The sequence below is a fragment of the Bordetella holmesii genome (genome assembly GCF_020735985.1).
Taxonomy (GTDB): Bacteria; Pseudomonadota; Gammaproteobacteria; order Burkholderiales; family Burkholderiaceae_B; genus Bordetella; species Bordetella holmesii.
Window position 1 is genome coordinate 3,408,920 of sequence record NZ_CP085973.1, and the last position, 15,071, is coordinate 3,423,990.

The window sequence follows — 15,071 nt, forward strand, 5'->3', positions numbered from 1 at the left end:
AAATCCGGGAGGAGACATGAAGGCGACCCACCCCGCCTCGCGCTATGCGCGTGCCCAAGGCCGAGAATTGCATTACGTCGAATGGGGACAGGCCGATGCGCCTGCCGTCCTCCTATGGCACGGCTTGGCCCGCACGGGACGCGATTTCGACGATCTGGCGCACGTATTGAGTGCCGAGTGGCGCGTCATTTGCCCGGACACGCTGGGGCGCGGCCTGTCCCAATGGAGTCCCAAACCACGCCAGGAATATCAACTGTCGTTCTACGTCCGACTGGCCGAAGATCTGCTTGACGGTCTTGGAATACGCCAGGCTGCCTGGGTCGGCACGTCCATGGGCGGAGCCATCGGCATGGTGGCGGCGGCAACCTGTCTGCGGCAACGCCTGACCCACTTGGTAATCAACGACATCGGCCCCACCCTGCCCCGCCCGGCCATGAAGCGCATCCAGGCCTATACCGGCAGCCCGCCCGCGTTCACTACGGTAACGGAGCTGGAGCAATGGGTGCGTAACGCCTACAAACCCTACGGTAAGCAAACCGACGAGCAGTGGCGCCGCATGACAGAGACCTCGGCACGGCGTCTACCCGATGGGCGTATCACCTTGCACTACGATCCAGCCATCGTCGGTCAGTTCGAGCTCTACCCTGACGATTATGAGCGCTGGCCCGAGTACGACAGCATCCGGCAGCCCGTGTTGCTGTTGCGCGGCGAGCAATCGGATCTGCTGCTCGAAGACACCGCCCGTGCCATGACCGAACGTGGCCCACGAGCGCGCCTGCTCAGTATTGCCGATTGCGGCCACGCCCCCAGCCTGAACGCTCCCGCACAGATCGAACCCGTACGTCAATTTCTCGCCCAGCATCGTGCCCGAGGAGAGTCCGCATGAAACGCATCCTGACCGCCGTTCTGACAAGCGTCGCGCTTGCAGCCCCCGCCGTCGCCGCCGACCTGGTGGTCGCGCATGTGTATGACAAGACCGGTCCCCTGGAGGCCTACGCCAAACAAACCCACAATGGCCTGATGATGGGCCTGGAGTACGCTACCCAGGGCACGATGGCCGTGGCCGGCCGCAAAATACGGGTGATCGAAAAGGACAACCAAGGCAAGCCGGATGTTGCGCGCGCGCAGCTGGCTTCGGCCTACGCCGATGACAATGCCGACCTTGCCGTGGGCCCGACCTCTTCGGGCGTGGCACTAGCCATGCTGCCCATTGCGGAGGAGTACGAGAAAATCCTGCTCGTCGAGCCCGCCGTCGCCGACTCGATTACCGGCGAGAAATGGAACCGCTATATCTTTCGCACCGGCCGTAATTCCTCGCAGGATGCCGTGGCCAATGCCGCCGCCTTCGATCAGGACGGCACATCCATTGGAATGCTGGCACAGGACTACGCCTTCGGCAGAGATGGTGTGCGCGCGTTCAAGGGCGCGCTCAAGCATGCCAAGATCGTGCATGAGGAGTATCTGCCCGCCAACGCCACCGACTTCAGTGGCGGCGCGCAACGCTTGTTCGACGCGCTCAAGGACAAGCCGGGCCGCAAGATCATCTTTGTCCTTTGGGCAGGAGCGGGCAATCCGTTCAAGATCGCGGACCTCGACCCCAAACGCTATGGCATAGAGATCGCCACTGGCGGCAACACACTGGCCGCCATGACGCCGCTCAAGAGTCTGGCCGGAATGGAAGGCGCCACCTACTACTACTACGGTATTCCGAAGAACCCCATTAACGACTGGCTGGTGGCCGAGCATCAAAAACGCTATGGACAGCCACCGGACTTCTTCACCGCCGGCGGAATGTCAGCGGGGATCGCCATCGTCGAGGCTCTGAAGAAGACCGCGGGCAAGTCAGATACGGACACGCTCATCAAGGCCATGGAAGGAATGAGCTTTGAAACGCCCAAAGGCAAAATGACATTCCGCCCGCAGGATCATCAGGCCATGCAGTCCATGTACCACTTCCGCATCAAGAACGATCCCTCCGTACCCTGGGCGGAGCAGGAGCTGGTGCGCGAGATCACGCCTGAGCAAATGGATGTTCCCATCCAGAACAAGCGCTGAGCCCATGCTCGAGACACGATCGCTGGGAATCCGTTTTGGCGGTCACACCGCCGTCGATGGCGTCAGCGCGCGCTATGCCCCCGGCACGCTGACTGCCATCGTGGGTCCGAACGGAGCAGGAAAAACCACCTACTTCAACCTGATATCCGGCCAACTGCGGGCCAGCACAGGGGCGGTGCTGCTCGGCGGACGTGACCTTACACGTCTGGGCGTAGCGGCCCGCATGCATGCCGGCCTGGGCCGCGCGTTTCAGCTCACGCAATTGTTCCCCCGGTTGACCGTCCATGAGAATGTGCGGCTGGCGCTGCAGTCGCGCGCTCAAGGACCAGGTTGGCGGCACATCAAGCTGTGGAATCGCTGGCGAGACGATCATGCCTTGATCGAACACGCTGATGCGCTGCTGGTGCGCGCACGCTTGCAACAGCGGCGGGATCAGGCTGCGGCCGACCTGCCACACGGCGACCAGCGCAAGCTCGAGATCGCCATGTTGATGGCCCTGGACCCCGTGGTGTTCATGCTCGATGAGCCTACCGCGGGCATGAGCGTGGACGATGTGCCAGTAATCCTCGACCTCATTCGCGAACTCAAACAGGATCCCGCCAAGATCATCATGTTGGTAGAACACAAAATGGATGTTGTGCGCGAGCTGGCCGATCGCATCGTCGTGCTGCACAACGGCCGCCTCATGGCCGATGGATTACCCGCCGACGTCATTGCTTCACCGCTGGTCCAACAGGCCTACCTGGGCATGGGAAACGCCGCATGATGCCCTTATTGCGACTACATGATGTGCATACGCACATCGGCGCGTATCACATCCTTCATGGTGTGAATCTGGATGTGCCGCGAGGGCGCGTAACCATGCTGTTGGGGCGTAACGGCGCAGGCAAGACGACGACTCTGCGCACCATCATGGGCCTGTGGCAGGCCACTCGCGGCACGCTGCAATTCGATGCGCAAGCCGTCAGGCCCAGGCCACCTGAGATGGCACGCCGGGGCATCGCCTACGTGCCCGAGAACATGGGTATCTTCGGCGGGCTCACGGTCAAGGAGAATATTCTGCTGGCTGCGCGCGGCGTGCGGCGTGCGGCGCGCCAAGGATCTGGACACTGCCAGGCTGGAATGGATCTTCGGTTTCCTCCCCGCACTGCGAAAGTTCTGGCTTTATCCTGCCGGAAACCTTTCCGGCGGCCAGAAGCAAATGTTGGCCGTAGCGCGCGCCATTATCGAGCTGCGACGGCTGCTCATTGTCGATGAGCCCAGCAAAGGCCTGGCGCCATCCATTGTTCAAAACATGATCGCCGCGTTTGAGGAGCTCAAGCGTGGTGGCACGACGATCCTGCTCGTCGAGCAGAACTTCGGCTTTGCCAGCCAGTTGGGCGACCACGTTGCCGTGATGGACAACGGGTGCGTCGTCCACGCAGGCAGCATGACTGCGCTGGCGCAGGACGACACTCTGCAACAACGACTGCTGGGCCTGTCCCTGGGGAGTCATCAATGAGCACCGGACTTTCCACGACCGAGACAAGTCTGCCGGCCGCCCGCCGCGATTACATCCCTGCCGCACTCGTGCTGGGTCTTGCCGTCGCCGCCCTGCCATTGATCGGTTCCTGGTCGACATGGCTCACGCTGACCGTGGCCGGGCTGGCCATGGGAATGATCATTTTCATCGTCGCCTCCGGCATGACGCTCGTCTTCGGCCTGATGGACGTACTGAATTTCGGCCACGGTCTGTTCATTGCCATCGGCGCCTACATGGCCACCACGGTACTCGCGCTCATGGGAGGGTGGACGGACAGCCCCAGCCTGTGGGTCAACCTGGGAGCCATTGTTCCGGCATTGCTTGTCGGCATGGCGGTCGCCGGTGCGATAGGCGCGGTGTTCGAACGGCTGATTGTCCGCCCCGTCTACGGCCACCACCTGAAGCAGATCCTGATCACTATGGGAGGGCTGATCATCGGCGAGGAACTCATCAAGATGATCTGGGGCCCGCAAACCATCACCCTGGTACTGCCGACGGCTCTGCGCGGCGCGGTCTTGTTCGGAGACGCTGCCATCGAGAAGTTTCGGCTACTGGCGTTGGCAATCGGATTGGGCGTGCTCGGCCTGCTGCTCGTCGTTCTTAATCGCAGCAAGTTGGGACTGTTGATCCGTGCTGACGTAGAGGATCGCGAAATGGTCGAGAGCCTGGGATACCGCATACGGCATCTGTTCATCGCCGTTTTCGTCGCAGGCTCGATGCTCGCCGGACTCGGTGGCGTGCTCTGGGGCCTGTATCAACAGTCCGTGGTTCCGCAGCTCGGCGCACAAGTCAACGTACTCATCTTCATCGTCATCATGATAGGCGGCCTCGGCTCGACCGCCGGATGTCTCATCGGCGCGCTGCTCGTGGGCTTGATGGCCAACTACACTGGCTTCTTACTGCCCAAGGCTGCGCTGTTCTCCAATATCGCACTGCTGGTTGCCGTCTTGTTGTGGCGCCCGCAGGGCGTCTATCCAGTCACCCAACCGCGCTAACACCATGCACTTGCTCTCCGGCGATCCGCCTCGTAGTCGCGTGCTGGCCGCGCTGCTCATACTCATCGTGGTCCTTCTGGCCATCGCCCCGTTTGTCTTCCCGGGCCCGCGCGCGCTCGCGGTGGCAGCCAAGATACTGGTGTTCGTCGTACTGGTCGCCAGCTACGATCTCTTGCTTGGCTACACTGGCGTGGTGAGCTTTGCACACACGATGTTCTTCGGTATCGGCGCCTACGGCGTTGCGATTGCCAGCACGCGCATGGAGCCCGGATGGGCTGCCGTTGGAGCCGGCCTGCTCATTGCTTTGGCGGTGTCGCTGCTATTGGCATTGCTCATCGGCCTGGCCAGTCTGCGAGTTCGGGCCATTTTCTACGCCATGATCACGCTTGCCGTGGCCGCGGCATTTCAGACGCTCAGTTCGCAACTATCCTGGTTGACCGGTGGCGAAGACGGCCTGAACTTCAAAGTCCCGCACTTGCTCCGGCCCGCCTACAAGGTCTTTCGTGAACCGGTGCTGGGTTTGAATATCGACGGCCGCATCATTACCTACTATCTGATCTTCTCCGCGGCCGTCGTGCTCTTTCTTCTGCTGCTGCGCATCGTCAACTCGCCCTTTGGCCGCGTACTGCAGGCCATTCGCGAAAATGCGTTTCGCGCCGAAGCACTGGGTTATCGAAGCGTGATCTACCGCAGTGCCTCCAATGTGCTGGCGGCCTTGTTTGCCACCATAGCTGGCGCGCTCTACGCCCTCTGGCTGCGCTACAACGGGCCCGACACCACGCTGTCTTTTGAGATCATGCTCAACGTCTTGCTGATGCTGGTCATAGGCGGCATGGGGACAATGTATGGGGCCGTACTCGGAGCAACACTGTTTGTGTTCGCACAGAGCTATCTGCAAGACGGACTCCAAATCCTTCACGCGGCCACCGCCAGCCTGACACTCGTGGCGCCATGGTTTGAACCCGATCGCTGGCTGCTGTGGTTGGGTGTTCTGTTCGTCTTGTCGGTGTATTATTTCCCCGGCGGCATAGCAGGCAAGCTGCGCGGCTAAACACCGCCAACGCCGAAGATAAAAAAACGGCCGGGATGCAATCCCGGCCGTTTTTTCTCGTGGCATCCGAGGCGAACCCTGGTATGCCGCGATGCTACAACTTAGATGATGCGCGCTGCTTCGACCAGACGCACCACACGCCACGCCTTGGAGCGCGAGATGGGGCGGCCTTCTGCGATTTCAACGGTATCGCCTTCGTTGTACTGGTTCGTTTCGTCGTGGGCCTTGTACTTGGCCGAACGCATGACGATCTTACCGTAGATGGGGTGCTTGACGCGGCGCTCAACGAGCACGACGACAGTCTTGTCCATCTTGTTGCTGACGACCTTGCCAACCAGCGTACGCTGGCGCTTGGTAACCTGGGTGTTTTGCGTTTCGCTCATGTTTATTTCCCTGCCTTCTCGGTCAGCAAGGTACGCACACGCGCGATATCGCGACGCACGTTGCGCAGCTGGCTGGTGTTGGCAAGCTGCTGCGTAGCCTTCTGCATGCGCAGACCAAATTGCGCCTTCAGCAGGCTCTCGAGCTCTTTGCCCAGCTCGGCGGCGTCTTTCGAACGGAGTTCGCTAGCTTTCATATTTGTACTCCTTAAGCACCGATATGACGCGCAACGAACGTGGTCGAGATCGGCAGCTTAGCGGCGGCCAAGCGGAACGCTTCGCGCGCCAGCTCTTCGCTGACCCCTTCCATTTCGTAGAGCACCTTGCCGGGCTGGATTTCCGCGACCCAGTACTCGGGGTTGCCTTTACCGTTACCCATCCGGACTTCAGCCGGTTTTTGCGAGATCGGCTTATCCGGGAAAATACGAATCCAGATACGGCCACCGCGCTTGATGTGACGGTTGATGGCACGACGAGCAGCTTCGATCTGACGGGCGGTCAGACGGCCACGGCCGGTGGCCTTCAGGCCGAATTCGCCGAAGGACACGTTGGCGCCGCGAGTCGCCAGGCCGGTATTGCGGCCCTTTTGCTCTTTGCGATACTTTCTGCGAGACGGTTGCAGCATGGTTATTCTCCTTCAGGCGCCGGAGCCGCGTCCGCCTTACGGGGAGCACGACCACCCGGACGGCCGTTGCGGGCACCATCCGGACGATCGCCACGGGGGGCGCGACGCGGACGACGCTCTTCTTCACGCGGGGCGGCGGTTTCAGGGGGCAGCTCGCCATTGGCCAGCATGTCGCCCTTGTAGACCCACACCTTGATGCCGATCACACCGTACGTGGTGTGGGCTTCGGAGGTGCCGTAGTCGATGTTCGCCTTCAACGTGTGAAGCGGCACGCGGCCTTCGCGATACCACTCGGTACGAGCGATTTCGATACCGTTCAGACGGCCCGAGCTCATGATCTTGATGCCCTGAGCACCCAAGCGCATGGCGTTCTGCATCGCACGCTTCATGGCGCGACGGAACATAATGCGCTTTTCGAGCTGCTGGGAGATCGAGTCGGCGATCAGTTGAGCGTCGGTTTCCGGCTTGCGGATTTCCTCGATGTTCACGTGCACGGGCACGCCCATCAGACGCTGCAGATCAGCCTTCAGGTTTTCGATGTCTTCGCCACGCTTGCCGATCACCACGCCCGGACGAGCCGAGTAAACGGTGATGCGGGCGTTCTTGGCGGGACGCTCGATAACCACGCGACCAACCGAAGCGCTCTTGAGCTTCTTCTTCAGGTACTCGCGCACGCGGATGTCTTCGGCCAGCATGCCGCCGAAAGCCTTGTCGTCGGCGTACCAACGCGAGGACCAGTTACGGGTGACCGCGAGACGGAACCCAGTGGGGTGAATTTTCTGACCCATCTTGACTCCTTAAGCTCCGACCTTGACCGTGATGTGGCAGGTCTGCTTCTCGATACGGTTACCACGGCCCTTGGCGCGAGCCGAGAAACGCTTCATCGATTGAGCCTTGTCCACATAAATCGTGGTGACCTTCAGCTCGTCGATGTCCGCGCCTTCGTTGTGCTCGGCATTGGCGATGGCGGACTCGACAGCTTTTTTCAGGATGCCGGCGGCCTTCTTGGGCGAGAAGTTGAGGATGTTCAGCGCCTGAGCGACCGACTTGCCGCGGATCAGATCCGCGACCAGACGGGTCTTCTGGGCCGAGATGTGAACCCCACGGATAATGGCAGTAGTTTCCATCGCTTACCTCTTCGCCTTCTTGTCCGCGGCGTGACCCTTGAACGTACGGGTCAAGGCGAACTCGCCAAGCTTGTGACCGACCATGTTCTCGTTGATATAGACGGGAACATGCTGGCGGCCGTTGTGCACAGCGATCGTCAGACCGATGAACTCGGGCAGGATCGTGGAACGGCGCGACCAGGTTTTGATCGGCTTCTTGTCTTTGCCCGTCACGGCCGCTTCCACCTTCTTGATCAGGTGCGCGTCGACAAACGGGCCTTTCTTGATCGAACGTGACATAGTGTTCGCCTCTTATTTGCGCTTGCGCCGTTGGACGATCATATTGTTCGTCCTCTTGTTGCGACGGGTCTTGAAACCCTTCGACGGAGTGCCCCATGGGCTGACCGGTTCGCGAGCTTCGCCAGTACGACCTTCACCACCACCGTGCGGGTGATCGATCGGGTTCATGGCGACACCGCGGACGGTCGGGCGGATACCACGCCAACGCATGGCACCGGCCTTACCGATTTGGCGCAGGCTGTGTTCTTCGTTACCGACTTCACCGATGGTGGCACGGCACTCAATGTGCACGCGACGCACTTCACCGGAGCGCAGACGGACCTGAGCGTAGGTGCCTTCACGGGCCATCAGCACGGCGGAAGCGCCGGCCGAACGAACCATCTGGGCGCCCTTGCCGGGGATCATCTCGACGCAATGAATCGTCGTACCCACCGGGATGTTACGGATGGGCAGCGTATTGCCGGCGCGGATCGGCGCTTCAACGCCCGAGATCAGGGTCGCACCCACTTCCACACCGCGCGGGGCGATGATGTAGCGGCGCTCGCCGTCGGCGTAGCACAACAACGCGATGTGAGCCGTACGGTTGGGGTCATATTCCAGACGCTCAACCTTCGCAGGAATACCGTCCTTGTTGCGACGGAAGTCGACAACACGGTAGTGCTGCTTATGGCCACCGCCACGATGGCGGATCGTGATGTGACCGTTGTTGTTACGGCCCGAACCACGAGTTTTCTTTTCCAGCAGGGCAGCGTGAGGCGCACCCTTGTGCAGCTTGGGGCTGACAACCTTCACCATGCCGCGACGGCCGGGCGAGGTCGGCTTTACTTTAACGAGGGCCATTTACTTCACCTCCGCAAAGTCGATTTCCTGGCCGTCCTTGAGCGAGACGTAGGCCTTGCGCTCATTGCGACGACGACCAACGAAACGGCCAAAGCGCTTGACTTTGCCCTTACGGTTGAGGACCTGCACGGCTTCGACCTGCACCTTGAAGAGCAGTTCGACGGCAGCCTTGATCTCCGGCTTGGTAGCGTCTGCCACCACACGGAAAGCGATTTGCTGGTTCTTCTCGGCGACGAACGTGGCTTTTTCAGTCACGACCGGCGCGAGAATGACTTGCATCAAGCGTTCGGCGTTCATCCGAGCATCTCCTCGAATTGCGCGATGGCCGGCTTGGTGATCAGCACTTTCTTGTAGTGGATCAGCGAGAGCGGATCGGCATAGCGGGGCTCGACCACGGCAACGTGCGGCAGGTTGCGGGTGGCGAGGTAAACATTTTCATCGACCGTATCGGTGATGATCAGCACGGAGTCCAGACCCAGCGTCTTGAGCTTTTCAGCGGCCAGCTTGGTCTTGGGCGAATCGAGCGAGAAGGTGTCAACCACAGTGATGCGGTCTTCACGAGCCAACTGCGACAGAATCGCACGGATCCCAGCGCGGTACATCTTCTTGTTGACCTTCTGGCTGAAGTTCTCTTCAGGCGAATTCGGGAACGTGCGACCACCCCCACGCCACAGCGGCGACGAGGTCATACCGGCACGAGCGCGGCCGGTACCCTTCTGGCGCCAGGGCTTCTTGGTCGAGTGCTTGACTTCAGCGCGGTCTTTCTGGGCGCGGTTGCCACTACGAGCGTTGGCCTGGAAGGCCACAACGATCTGGTGCACCAGCGCTTCGTTGAAGTCGCGGCCGAAGACGGTGTCGGGCGCGCTAAACGTCGCGGCCTGACCTTGGTCGTTCAGGAGCTTGAGATCCATTTACTTACGCCCCCTTCTTGGCCGGCGCCTTGATAGCCGGACGCACGATGACATCGCCACCAGCGTGGCCAGAGACAGCGCCCTTGACCAGCAGCAGGCCGCGCTCAGCGTCGACACGAACGACGTCGAGGTTCTGAACCGTACGGGTGGCATCGCCCAAATGGCCAGCCATGCGCTTGCCAGGGAAAATGCGGCCCGGATCTTGTGCTTGGCCGATGGAGCCAGGCACGCGGTGCGAACGCGAGTTACCGTGCGAAGCACGTTGCGAGCCGAAATGATGGCGCTTGATGGTACCGGCAAAGCCTTTACCAATCGTGGTGCCCGTCACGTCGACTTGTTGACCGGCTTCGAAGACGGATTCCACAGCGATGACCGAACCGGCCGCGAATTCAGCGGCGCGAGCGGGATCAAGACGGAATTCCTTCAGGTTGCTGCCGGCTTCAGCGCCAGCCTTGGCGAAGTGACCGGCCTCAGCCTTGGTCACGCGCGAGGCGCGACGATTGCCATAAGTCACTTGGATGGCGGCGTAGCCGTCGGTTTCCAGGGACTTGACTTGGGTCACGCGGTTGTTGGACACGTCCAGCACAGTGACCGGGATGGACTCGCCTTCCTCGGTAAAAATGCGGGTCATGCCGACCTTGCGACCCACCAGACCCAGCCGATGCGCGGCGGGCGTGGGTGTCGTATTCGACATCGTTTTCTCCATTCCCGACTGCGATTGGTCGGGGCTAATCAGGCAAAGGGTAACGGCCCTCACCCTACAGTACAAAGAACTTGCTTCAAGCACCCAAGACGTAAATCATGTCCGCGCGCAAAAAGCGATAGTTACTCTTGCCACAAAATGGCAAGCTTGGCATATTAGCATGTTTTTTGCAGCTGGCACAAGCACTTAGCGCCAGGCCTGCGTACTGTGTGACGACAGCAACAACGGCAACGTAGCGCCATAAGCCGGCCTGGCCGCCAAACAAAATGGTCGCACCCCGAATGGAGATGCGGCCATTTCTCGGATCGCGTGCAAGGCACGCAACCCTTTAGCCTTGCTTACTGCAGAGCGATCTCGACGTCGACACCAGCCGGCAGATCGAGGCGCATCAGAGCGTCAACGGTCTTGTCGGTGGGATCCACGATGTCCATCAGACGCTGATGGGTGCGGATTTCGAACTGATCGCGCGACGTCTTGTTGACGTGCGGCGAACGCAGAACGTCGTAACGACGGATGCGCGTGGGCAGGGGAACCGGACCGCGGACGACAGCGCCGGTACGCTTGGCAGTGTCAACGATTTCCGCTGCGGACTGATCGATCAGTTTGTAATCGAAAGCCTTCAGGCGGATGCGGATCTTTTGGTTTTTCATGGCGTTTCCTAAAGAACGAAAAACGAAGGCGGTCGGTAGCCTGACCGCCTTCGTGAAGGGTATTACTTGAGGATCTTGGCGACGACGCCGGCGCCGACGGTGCGACCGCCTTCACGGATGGCGAAACGCAGACCTTCTTCCATGGCGATCGGAGCCAACAGCCTGACCGTCATCGACACGTTGTCGCCCGGCAAAACCATTTCCTTGTCCTGCGGCAGATCGATCGTGCCCGTCACGTCCGTCGTACGGAAGTAGAACTGCGGACGATAGCCGTTGAAGAACGGGGTGTGGCGGCCGCCTTCTTCCTTGGACAGAATGTACACCTCGGCCGTGAAGTCCGTGTGCGGGTTGATCGAACCCGGCTTGGCCAGCACTTGGCCACGCTCGACGTCTTCACGCTTGGTGCCGCGCAGCAAAATGCCCACGTTGTCGCCCGCTTGACCTTGGTCGAGCAGCTTGCGGAACATTTCAACGCCCGTGCACGTCGTCTTCACCGTCGGCTTGATGCCCACGATTTCGATTTCTTCACCGACCTTGACCACGCCGCGCTCGATACGACCCGTCACCACCGTGCCGCGACCCGAGATCGAGAACACGTCTTCGACCGGCATCAGGAACGCGCCGTCAATCGCACGCTCAGGCGTCGGGATGTACGAATCCAGCGCTGCGGCCAGAGCCAAAATCGCCTGCTCGCCCAGTTCGCCCTTGTCGCCTTCCAGCGCCAGCTTGGCCGAACCCTTCACGATCGGCGTGTCGTCGCCCGGGAAGTCGTACTTCGACAGAAGTTCGCGAACTTCCATCTCCACCAGCTCGAGCAGCTCGGCGTCGTCAACCATGTCCGCCTTGTTCAGGAAGACAATGATGTACGGCACGCCAACCTGGCGGCTCAGCAGAATGTGCTCACGCGTCTGCGGCATCGGGCCGTCAGCGGCCGACACCACCAGAATCGCGCCGTCCATCTGCGCCGCGCCCGTGATCATGTTCTTCACATAGTCAGCGTGGCCCGGGCAGTCAACGTGCGCGTAGTGACGCGCTTCCGTCTCGTACTCGACGTGTGCCGTGTTGATCGTGATACCACGCGCCTTCTCTTCCGGAGCCGCGTCAATCTGGTCGTAGCCCTTGGCTTCGCCACCGAACTTCGTCGACAGCACCGTCGTAATCGCCGCCGTCAACGTCGTTTTGCCGTGGTCAACGTGACCAATCGTACCCACGTTCACGTGCGGCTTGGTACGTTCAAACTTGCCTTTTGCCATGATCTATATCCTTTAACTTTCAAGGAAACTTGGATATTTGCCGCGCCCCGGATCACGGGGTCGCGGCGACGGTTATTTACTTGGCCCGAGCGGCGATGACTTCGTCAGCGACGTTCTTGGGAGCCTCGGAGTAATGCTTGAATTCCATCGTGTACGTGGCACGACCTTGCGTGAGCGAACGCAGGTTGGTGGCGTAACCGAACATCTCGGCCAGAGGAACCTCTGCCTTGATGATCTTGCCGCCGCCGACCATATCGTCCATGCCCTGAACCATGCCGCGACGCGAGGACAAATCGCCCATCACGCTGCCAGCGTAGTCTTCCGGCGTCTCGACTTCAACAGCCATCATCGGTTCGAGCAGAACCGGGCTGGCTCTGCGCATACCTTCTTTGAAGGCCATCGAGCCGGCCATCTTGAACGCGTTTTCGTTCGAGTCCACATCGTGGTACGAGCCGAAGAACAGCGTGGCCTTCACGTCCACGACGGGGTAGCCAGCCAGAATACCTGCAGGCAGGGTTTCCTGGATGCCCTTTTCCACCGCGGGGATGAATTCACGAGGAACCACACCGCCCTTGATGGCGTCGACGAACTCGAAACCGCCGCCAGGAGGCAACGGCTCGACCTTCAGGACCACGTGGCCGTACTGACCACGACCGCCGGACTGCTTGACGAACTTGCCTTCGATTTCGTCGCAGACCTTACGGATGGTTTCGCGATAGGCCACCTGGGGCTTGCCGACGTTGGCTTCCACGCCGAATTCGCGCTTCATGCGGTCAACAAGAATTTCCAGGTGCAGCTCGCCCATGCCCGAAATGATGGTCTGGCCGGATTCTTCGTCGCTGCGCACGCGGAACGACGGATCTTCCTGAGCCAAACGCGACAGGGCCAGGCCCATCTTTTCCTGGTCAGCCTTCGACTTGGGTTCAACGGCCTGCGAAATCACGGGCTCGGGGAACTCCATGCGTTCCAGCGTCACATGGGAATCGATGTCGCACAGCGTTTCGCCAGTGGTCACGTCCTTCAGACCCACCACGGCGGCGATGTCGCCAGCGAGAACTTCCTTGATTTCTTCGCGGTTGTTCGCGTGCATCTGCAGAATACGACCGATACGCTCTTTCTTGCCCTTGATGGGGTTGAAGACCGTGTCGCCCGACTTCAGCACGCCCGAGTAGACGCGCACGAAGGTCAGCTGACCAACGAAAGGATCGCTCATCAGCTTGAAAACCAGAGCCGCGAACTTTTCGTCGTCGTTGGCGCTACGCTTGACTTCGTTGCCGTTGTCATCGGTGCCTTCGACCGGCGGAATGTCAACCGGCGAGGGCAGGTAGTCGATCACCGCATCCAGCATGCGCTGCACGCCCTTGTTCTTGAAAGCGGTGCCGCACAGCATCGGATGGATTTCGCCAGCGATGGTGCGTTGACGGACGGCCGTGTTGATCTCGGCTTCTTCCAGCGAACCGGTTTCGAGGTACTTGTTCATAAGTTCCTCGGACGATTCGGCGGCAGCTTCGACCAGCTTTTCACGCCATTCTTCGGCCGTAGCTTGCAGTTCAGCCGGGACGTCAGCGTACTCGAACTTCGTACCTTGGCTGGCTTCGTCCCAAATGATGGCCTTCATCTTGACCAGATCGATCACGCCGGTGAACGTATCTTCGGCGCCGATCGGAATCACGATGGGCACGGGATTGGCACGCAGGCGGGTACGCAGCTGCTCGTAGACCTTGAAGAAGTTGGCACCGGTACGGTCCATCTTGTTCACGAAGGCCAGACGGGGCACACCGTACTTGTTGGCCTGGCGCCAAACGGTTTCCGATTGGGGCTGAACGCCACCCACGGCGCAGTACACCATGCAGGCACCGTCCAGAACGCGCATGGAACGCTCCACCTCGATGGTGAAGTCCACGTGCCCCGGGGTGTCGATGATGTTGATGCGGTGCTCGGGATAGTTGCCGGCCATGCCGCGCCAAAACGCCGTCGTAGCCGCCGACGTAATGGTGATGCCACGCTCTTGCTCTTGTTCCATCCAGTCCATGGTGGCTGCGCCATCATGCACTTCACCAATCTTGTGATTGACGCCGGTATAGAACAGGATGCGTTCGGTCGTGGTGGTCTTCCCTGCATCGATGTGCGCAGAGATACCAATGTTGCGATAGCGCTCGATCGGGGTTTTGCGGGCCATGGTAGGTTAATCCTTAAATTACCAGCGGAAATGGCTGAAAGTCTTGTTGGCTTCGGCCATCTTGTGCGTGTCTTCGCGCTTCTTCATTGCGGCGCCACGACCTTCAGAGGCATCAATCAGTTCGCCAGCCAGACGCAGATCCATCGACTTTTCGCCACGCTTCTTGGCGGCTTCACGGAGCCAACGCATAGCCAGGGCCAGGCGGCGCACGGGGCGCACTTCAACCGGCACTTGGTAGTTGGCACCGCCAACGCGGCGGCTCTTGACTTCGACGATCGGCTTGATGTTGTTGATGGCCAGCGTGAAGACTTCAATCGGCTCTTTGCCGGTCTTGGTCTGGACTTGAGCCAGAGCACCGTAGACGATGCGCTCGGCGACGGCCTTCTTGCCGTCCAGCATCACAACGTTCATGAACTTGGCGAGCTCGACGCTGCCGAACTTCGGATCGGGCAGAATCTCGCGCTTGGGTACTTCGCGACGACGGGGCATTTTTGCTTCCTT

At 60.4% G+C, this 15,071-nt stretch carries 20 protein-coding genes and 1 pseudogene; 7 read left to right on the forward strand and 14 right to left on the reverse strand.

The genetic code is table 11. The features are described 5' to 3' along the window. Nucleotides 1-16: 16 nt before the first annotated feature. The 7 genes and pseudogenes from LK440_RS16430 to LK440_RS16455 all read left to right on the forward strand — a co-directional run bounded on the left by LK440_RS16430 (nucleotide 17) and on the right by LK440_RS16455 (nucleotide 5,623). On the forward strand, nucleotides 17-886 hold the full coding sequence (locus LK440_RS16430; protein ID WP_005017303.1) for an alpha/beta fold hydrolase: 870 nt from the start codon (nucleotides 17-19) through the stop codon (nucleotides 884-886). Continuing rightward, nucleotides 883-2,055: a substrate-binding domain-containing protein gene (locus LK440_RS16435; protein ID WP_005017301.1), complete on the forward strand. Its 1,173-nt coding sequence runs from the start codon at nucleotides 883-885 to the stop codon at nucleotides 2,053-2,055. Before LK440_RS16430 ends, LK440_RS16435 begins: the two co-directional genes overlap by 4 nt. 4 nt (nucleotides 2,056-2,059) lie before the next feature. Further along, entirely contained in the window at nucleotides 2,060-2,821 is a 762-nt protein-coding gene (locus tag LK440_RS16440) for an ABC transporter ATP-binding protein (RefSeq protein ID WP_005020270.1), read from the forward strand. A 95-nt stretch (nucleotides 2,822-2,916) separates the two neighbouring features. Beyond that, a pseudogene (locus tag LK440_RS18150) lies at nucleotides 2,917-3,084 on the forward strand (ATP-binding cassette domain-containing protein); the annotation flags it as partial. Nucleotides 3,085-3,139: 55 nt separating this feature from the next. Further along, nucleotides 3,140-3,556, forward strand: coding sequence for an ATP-binding cassette domain-containing protein (locus tag LK440_RS18155; protein ID WP_005017295.1), 417 nt, complete (start codon nucleotides 3,140-3,142; stop codon nucleotides 3,554-3,556). Beyond that, nucleotides 3,553-4,572 (forward strand): branched-chain amino acid ABC transporter permease, encoded by a 1,020-nt coding sequence (locus LK440_RS16450; RefSeq protein WP_005017293.1) that lies wholly within the window; start codon nucleotides 3,553-3,555, stop codon nucleotides 4,570-4,572. The genes LK440_RS18155 and LK440_RS16450 overlap by 4 nt, the downstream gene beginning before the upstream one ends. 4 nt (nucleotides 4,573-4,576) lie before the next feature. After that, the gene (locus tag LK440_RS16455; protein WP_005017291.1) at nucleotides 4,577-5,623 is read left to right on the forward strand and encodes a branched-chain amino acid ABC transporter permease; all 1,047 of its coding nucleotides are present in this window, start codon (nucleotides 4,577-4,579) and stop codon (nucleotides 5,621-5,623) included. A 101-nt stretch (nucleotides 5,624-5,724) separates the two neighbouring features. Here the strand turns inward: LK440_RS16455 and rpsQ are convergent, their stop codons facing one another. The 14 genes from rpsQ to rpsG all read right to left on the reverse strand — a co-directional run bounded on the left by rpsQ (nucleotide 5,725) and on the right by rpsG (nucleotide 15,059). Then, entirely contained in the window at nucleotides 5,725-6,006 is a 282-nt protein-coding gene (gene rpsQ / locus LK440_RS16460) for a 30S ribosomal protein S17 (RefSeq protein ID WP_005017289.1), read from the reverse strand. Between the two features lie 2 nt (nucleotides 6,007-6,008). Further along, nucleotides 6,009-6,200, reverse strand: coding sequence for a 50S ribosomal protein L29 (gene rpmC / locus LK440_RS16465; RefSeq protein ID WP_003806912.1), 192 nt, complete (start codon nucleotides 6,198-6,200; stop codon nucleotides 6,009-6,011). Nucleotides 6,201-6,211: 11 nt separating this feature from the next. Next, entirely contained in the window at nucleotides 6,212-6,628 is a 417-nt protein-coding gene (gene rplP / locus LK440_RS16470) for a 50S ribosomal protein L16 (protein WP_005017288.1), read from the reverse strand. Nucleotides 6,629-6,630: 2 nt separating this feature from the next. Further along, entirely contained in the window at nucleotides 6,631-7,416 is a 786-nt protein-coding gene (gene rpsC / locus LK440_RS16475; protein WP_005017286.1) for a 30S ribosomal protein S3, read from the reverse strand. Between the two features lie 9 nt (nucleotides 7,417-7,425). Beyond that, nucleotides 7,426-7,755 carry a 50S ribosomal protein L22 gene (gene rplV, locus LK440_RS16480; protein WP_005017285.1) on the reverse strand — a complete coding sequence of 110 codons (330 nt, stop codon included), beginning with the start codon at nucleotides 7,753-7,755 and terminating at the stop codon, nucleotides 7,426-7,428. Between the two features lie 3 nt (nucleotides 7,756-7,758). Beyond that, nucleotides 7,759-8,034 carry a 30S ribosomal protein S19 gene (rpsS, locus tag LK440_RS16485; protein WP_005017283.1) on the reverse strand — a complete coding sequence of 92 codons (276 nt, stop codon included), beginning with the start codon at nucleotides 8,032-8,034 and terminating at the stop codon, nucleotides 7,759-7,761. Between the two features lie 12 nt (nucleotides 8,035-8,046). Then, nucleotides 8,047-8,874, reverse strand: a complete 828-nt coding sequence (rplB, locus tag LK440_RS16490) for a 50S ribosomal protein L2 (protein ID WP_005017280.1) — start codon at nucleotides 8,872-8,874, stop codon at nucleotides 8,047-8,049. Next, nucleotides 8,875-9,171 carry a 50S ribosomal protein L23 gene (gene rplW, locus LK440_RS16495; protein ID WP_005017278.1) on the reverse strand — a complete coding sequence of 99 codons (297 nt, stop codon included), beginning with the start codon at nucleotides 9,169-9,171 and terminating at the stop codon, nucleotides 8,875-8,877. Continuing rightward, on the reverse strand, nucleotides 9,168-9,785 hold the full coding sequence (gene rplD / locus LK440_RS16500; protein ID WP_005017276.1) for a 50S ribosomal protein L4: 618 nt from the start codon (nucleotides 9,783-9,785) through the stop codon (nucleotides 9,168-9,170). Before rplD ends, rplW begins: the two co-directional genes overlap by 4 nt. 4 nt (nucleotides 9,786-9,789) lie before the next feature. After that, nucleotides 9,790-10,479 (reverse strand): 50S ribosomal protein L3, encoded by a 690-nt coding sequence (gene rplC / locus LK440_RS16505; RefSeq protein WP_005017274.1) that lies wholly within the window; start codon nucleotides 10,477-10,479, stop codon nucleotides 9,790-9,792. A 347-nt stretch (nucleotides 10,480-10,826) separates the two neighbouring features. After that, a complete protein-coding gene (gene rpsJ, locus LK440_RS16510) occupies nucleotides 10,827-11,138 on the reverse strand; it encodes a 30S ribosomal protein S10 (protein WP_003806903.1) in 312 nt (103 codons plus the stop codon). 62 nt (nucleotides 11,139-11,200) lie between these two features. After that, on the reverse strand, nucleotides 11,201-12,391 hold the full coding sequence (gene tuf, locus LK440_RS16515; protein ID WP_005017271.1) for an elongation factor Tu: 1,191 nt from the start codon (nucleotides 12,389-12,391) through the stop codon (nucleotides 11,201-11,203). Between the two features lie 76 nt (nucleotides 12,392-12,467). Next, nucleotides 12,468-14,570, reverse strand: coding sequence for an elongation factor G (gene fusA, locus LK440_RS16520; protein ID WP_005017269.1), 2,103 nt, complete (start codon nucleotides 14,568-14,570; stop codon nucleotides 12,468-12,470). Between the two features lie 18 nt (nucleotides 14,571-14,588). Beyond that, the gene (gene rpsG / locus LK440_RS16525) at nucleotides 14,589-15,059 is read right to left on the reverse strand and encodes a 30S ribosomal protein S7 (RefSeq protein WP_005017267.1); all 471 of its coding nucleotides are present in this window, start codon (nucleotides 15,057-15,059) and stop codon (nucleotides 14,589-14,591) included. Nucleotides 15,060-15,071 lie beyond the last annotated feature (12 nt).

What these genes read in the sequence shown, in the direction of transcription:
- LK440_RS16435 (WP_005017301.1), top strand. Translation starts at nt 883, where the DNA reads ATGAAACGCATCCTGACCGCCGTTCTGACAAGCGTCGCGCTTGCAGCC.
- rplV (WP_005017285.1), bottom strand. Translation starts at nt 7,755, where the DNA reads ATGGAAACTACTGCCATTATCCGTGGGGTTCACATCTCGGCCCAGAAG.
- fusA (WP_005017269.1), bottom strand. Translation starts at nt 14,570, where the DNA reads ATGGCCCGCAAAACCCCGATCGAGCGCTATCGCAACATTGGTATCTCT.
- rpsS (WP_005017283.1), bottom strand. Translation starts at nt 8,034, where the DNA reads ATGTCACGTTCGATCAAGAAAGGCCCGTTTGTCGACGCGCACCTGATC.
- rpsQ (WP_005017289.1), bottom strand. Translation starts at nt 6,006, where the DNA reads ATGAGCGAAACGCAAAACACCCAGGTTACCAAGCGCCAGCGTACGCTG.
- rplP (WP_005017288.1), bottom strand. Translation starts at nt 6,628, where the DNA reads ATGCTGCAACCGTCTCGCAGAAAGTATCGCAAAGAGCAAAAGGGCCGC.
- rpsJ (WP_003806903.1), bottom strand. Translation starts at nt 11,138, where the DNA reads ATGAAAAACCAAAAGATCCGCATCCGCCTGAAGGCTTTCGATTACAAA.
- LK440_RS16455 (WP_005017291.1), top strand. Translation starts at nt 4,577, where the DNA reads ATGCACTTGCTCTCCGGCGATCCGCCTCGTAGTCGCGTGCTGGCCGCG.
- rpsG (WP_005017267.1), bottom strand. Translation starts at nt 15,059, where the DNA reads ATGCCCCGTCGTCGCGAAGTACCCAAGCGCGAGATTCTGCCCGATCCG.
- rplD (WP_005017276.1), bottom strand. Translation starts at nt 9,785, where the DNA reads ATGGATCTCAAGCTCCTGAACGACCAAGGTCAGGCCGCGACGTTTAGC.
- LK440_RS16430 (WP_005017303.1), top strand. Translation starts at nt 17, where the DNA reads ATGAAGGCGACCCACCCCGCCTCGCGCTATGCGCGTGCCCAAGGCCGA.
- LK440_RS16450 (WP_005017293.1), top strand. Translation starts at nt 3,553, where the DNA reads ATGAGCACCGGACTTTCCACGACCGAGACAAGTCTGCCGGCCGCCCGC.
- rplC (WP_005017274.1), bottom strand. Translation starts at nt 10,479, where the DNA reads ATGTCGAATACGACACCCACGCCCGCCGCGCATCGGCTGGGTCTGGTG.
- tuf (WP_005017271.1), bottom strand. Translation starts at nt 12,391, where the DNA reads ATGGCAAAAGGCAAGTTTGAACGTACCAAGCCGCACGTGAACGTGGGT.
- rpsC (WP_005017286.1), bottom strand. Translation starts at nt 7,416, where the DNA reads ATGGGTCAGAAAATTCACCCCACTGGGTTCCGTCTCGCGGTCACCCGT.
- rpmC (WP_003806912.1), bottom strand. Translation starts at nt 6,200, where the DNA reads ATGAAAGCTAGCGAACTCCGTTCGAAAGACGCCGCCGAGCTGGGCAAA.
- rplW (WP_005017278.1), bottom strand. Translation starts at nt 9,171, where the DNA reads ATGAACGCCGAACGCTTGATGCAAGTCATTCTCGCGCCGGTCGTGACT.
- LK440_RS16440 (WP_005020270.1), top strand. Translation starts at nt 2,060, where the DNA reads ATGCTCGAGACACGATCGCTGGGAATCCGTTTTGGCGGTCACACCGCC.
- rplB (WP_005017280.1), bottom strand. Translation starts at nt 8,874, where the DNA reads ATGGCCCTCGTTAAAGTAAAGCCGACCTCGCCCGGCCGTCGCGGCATG.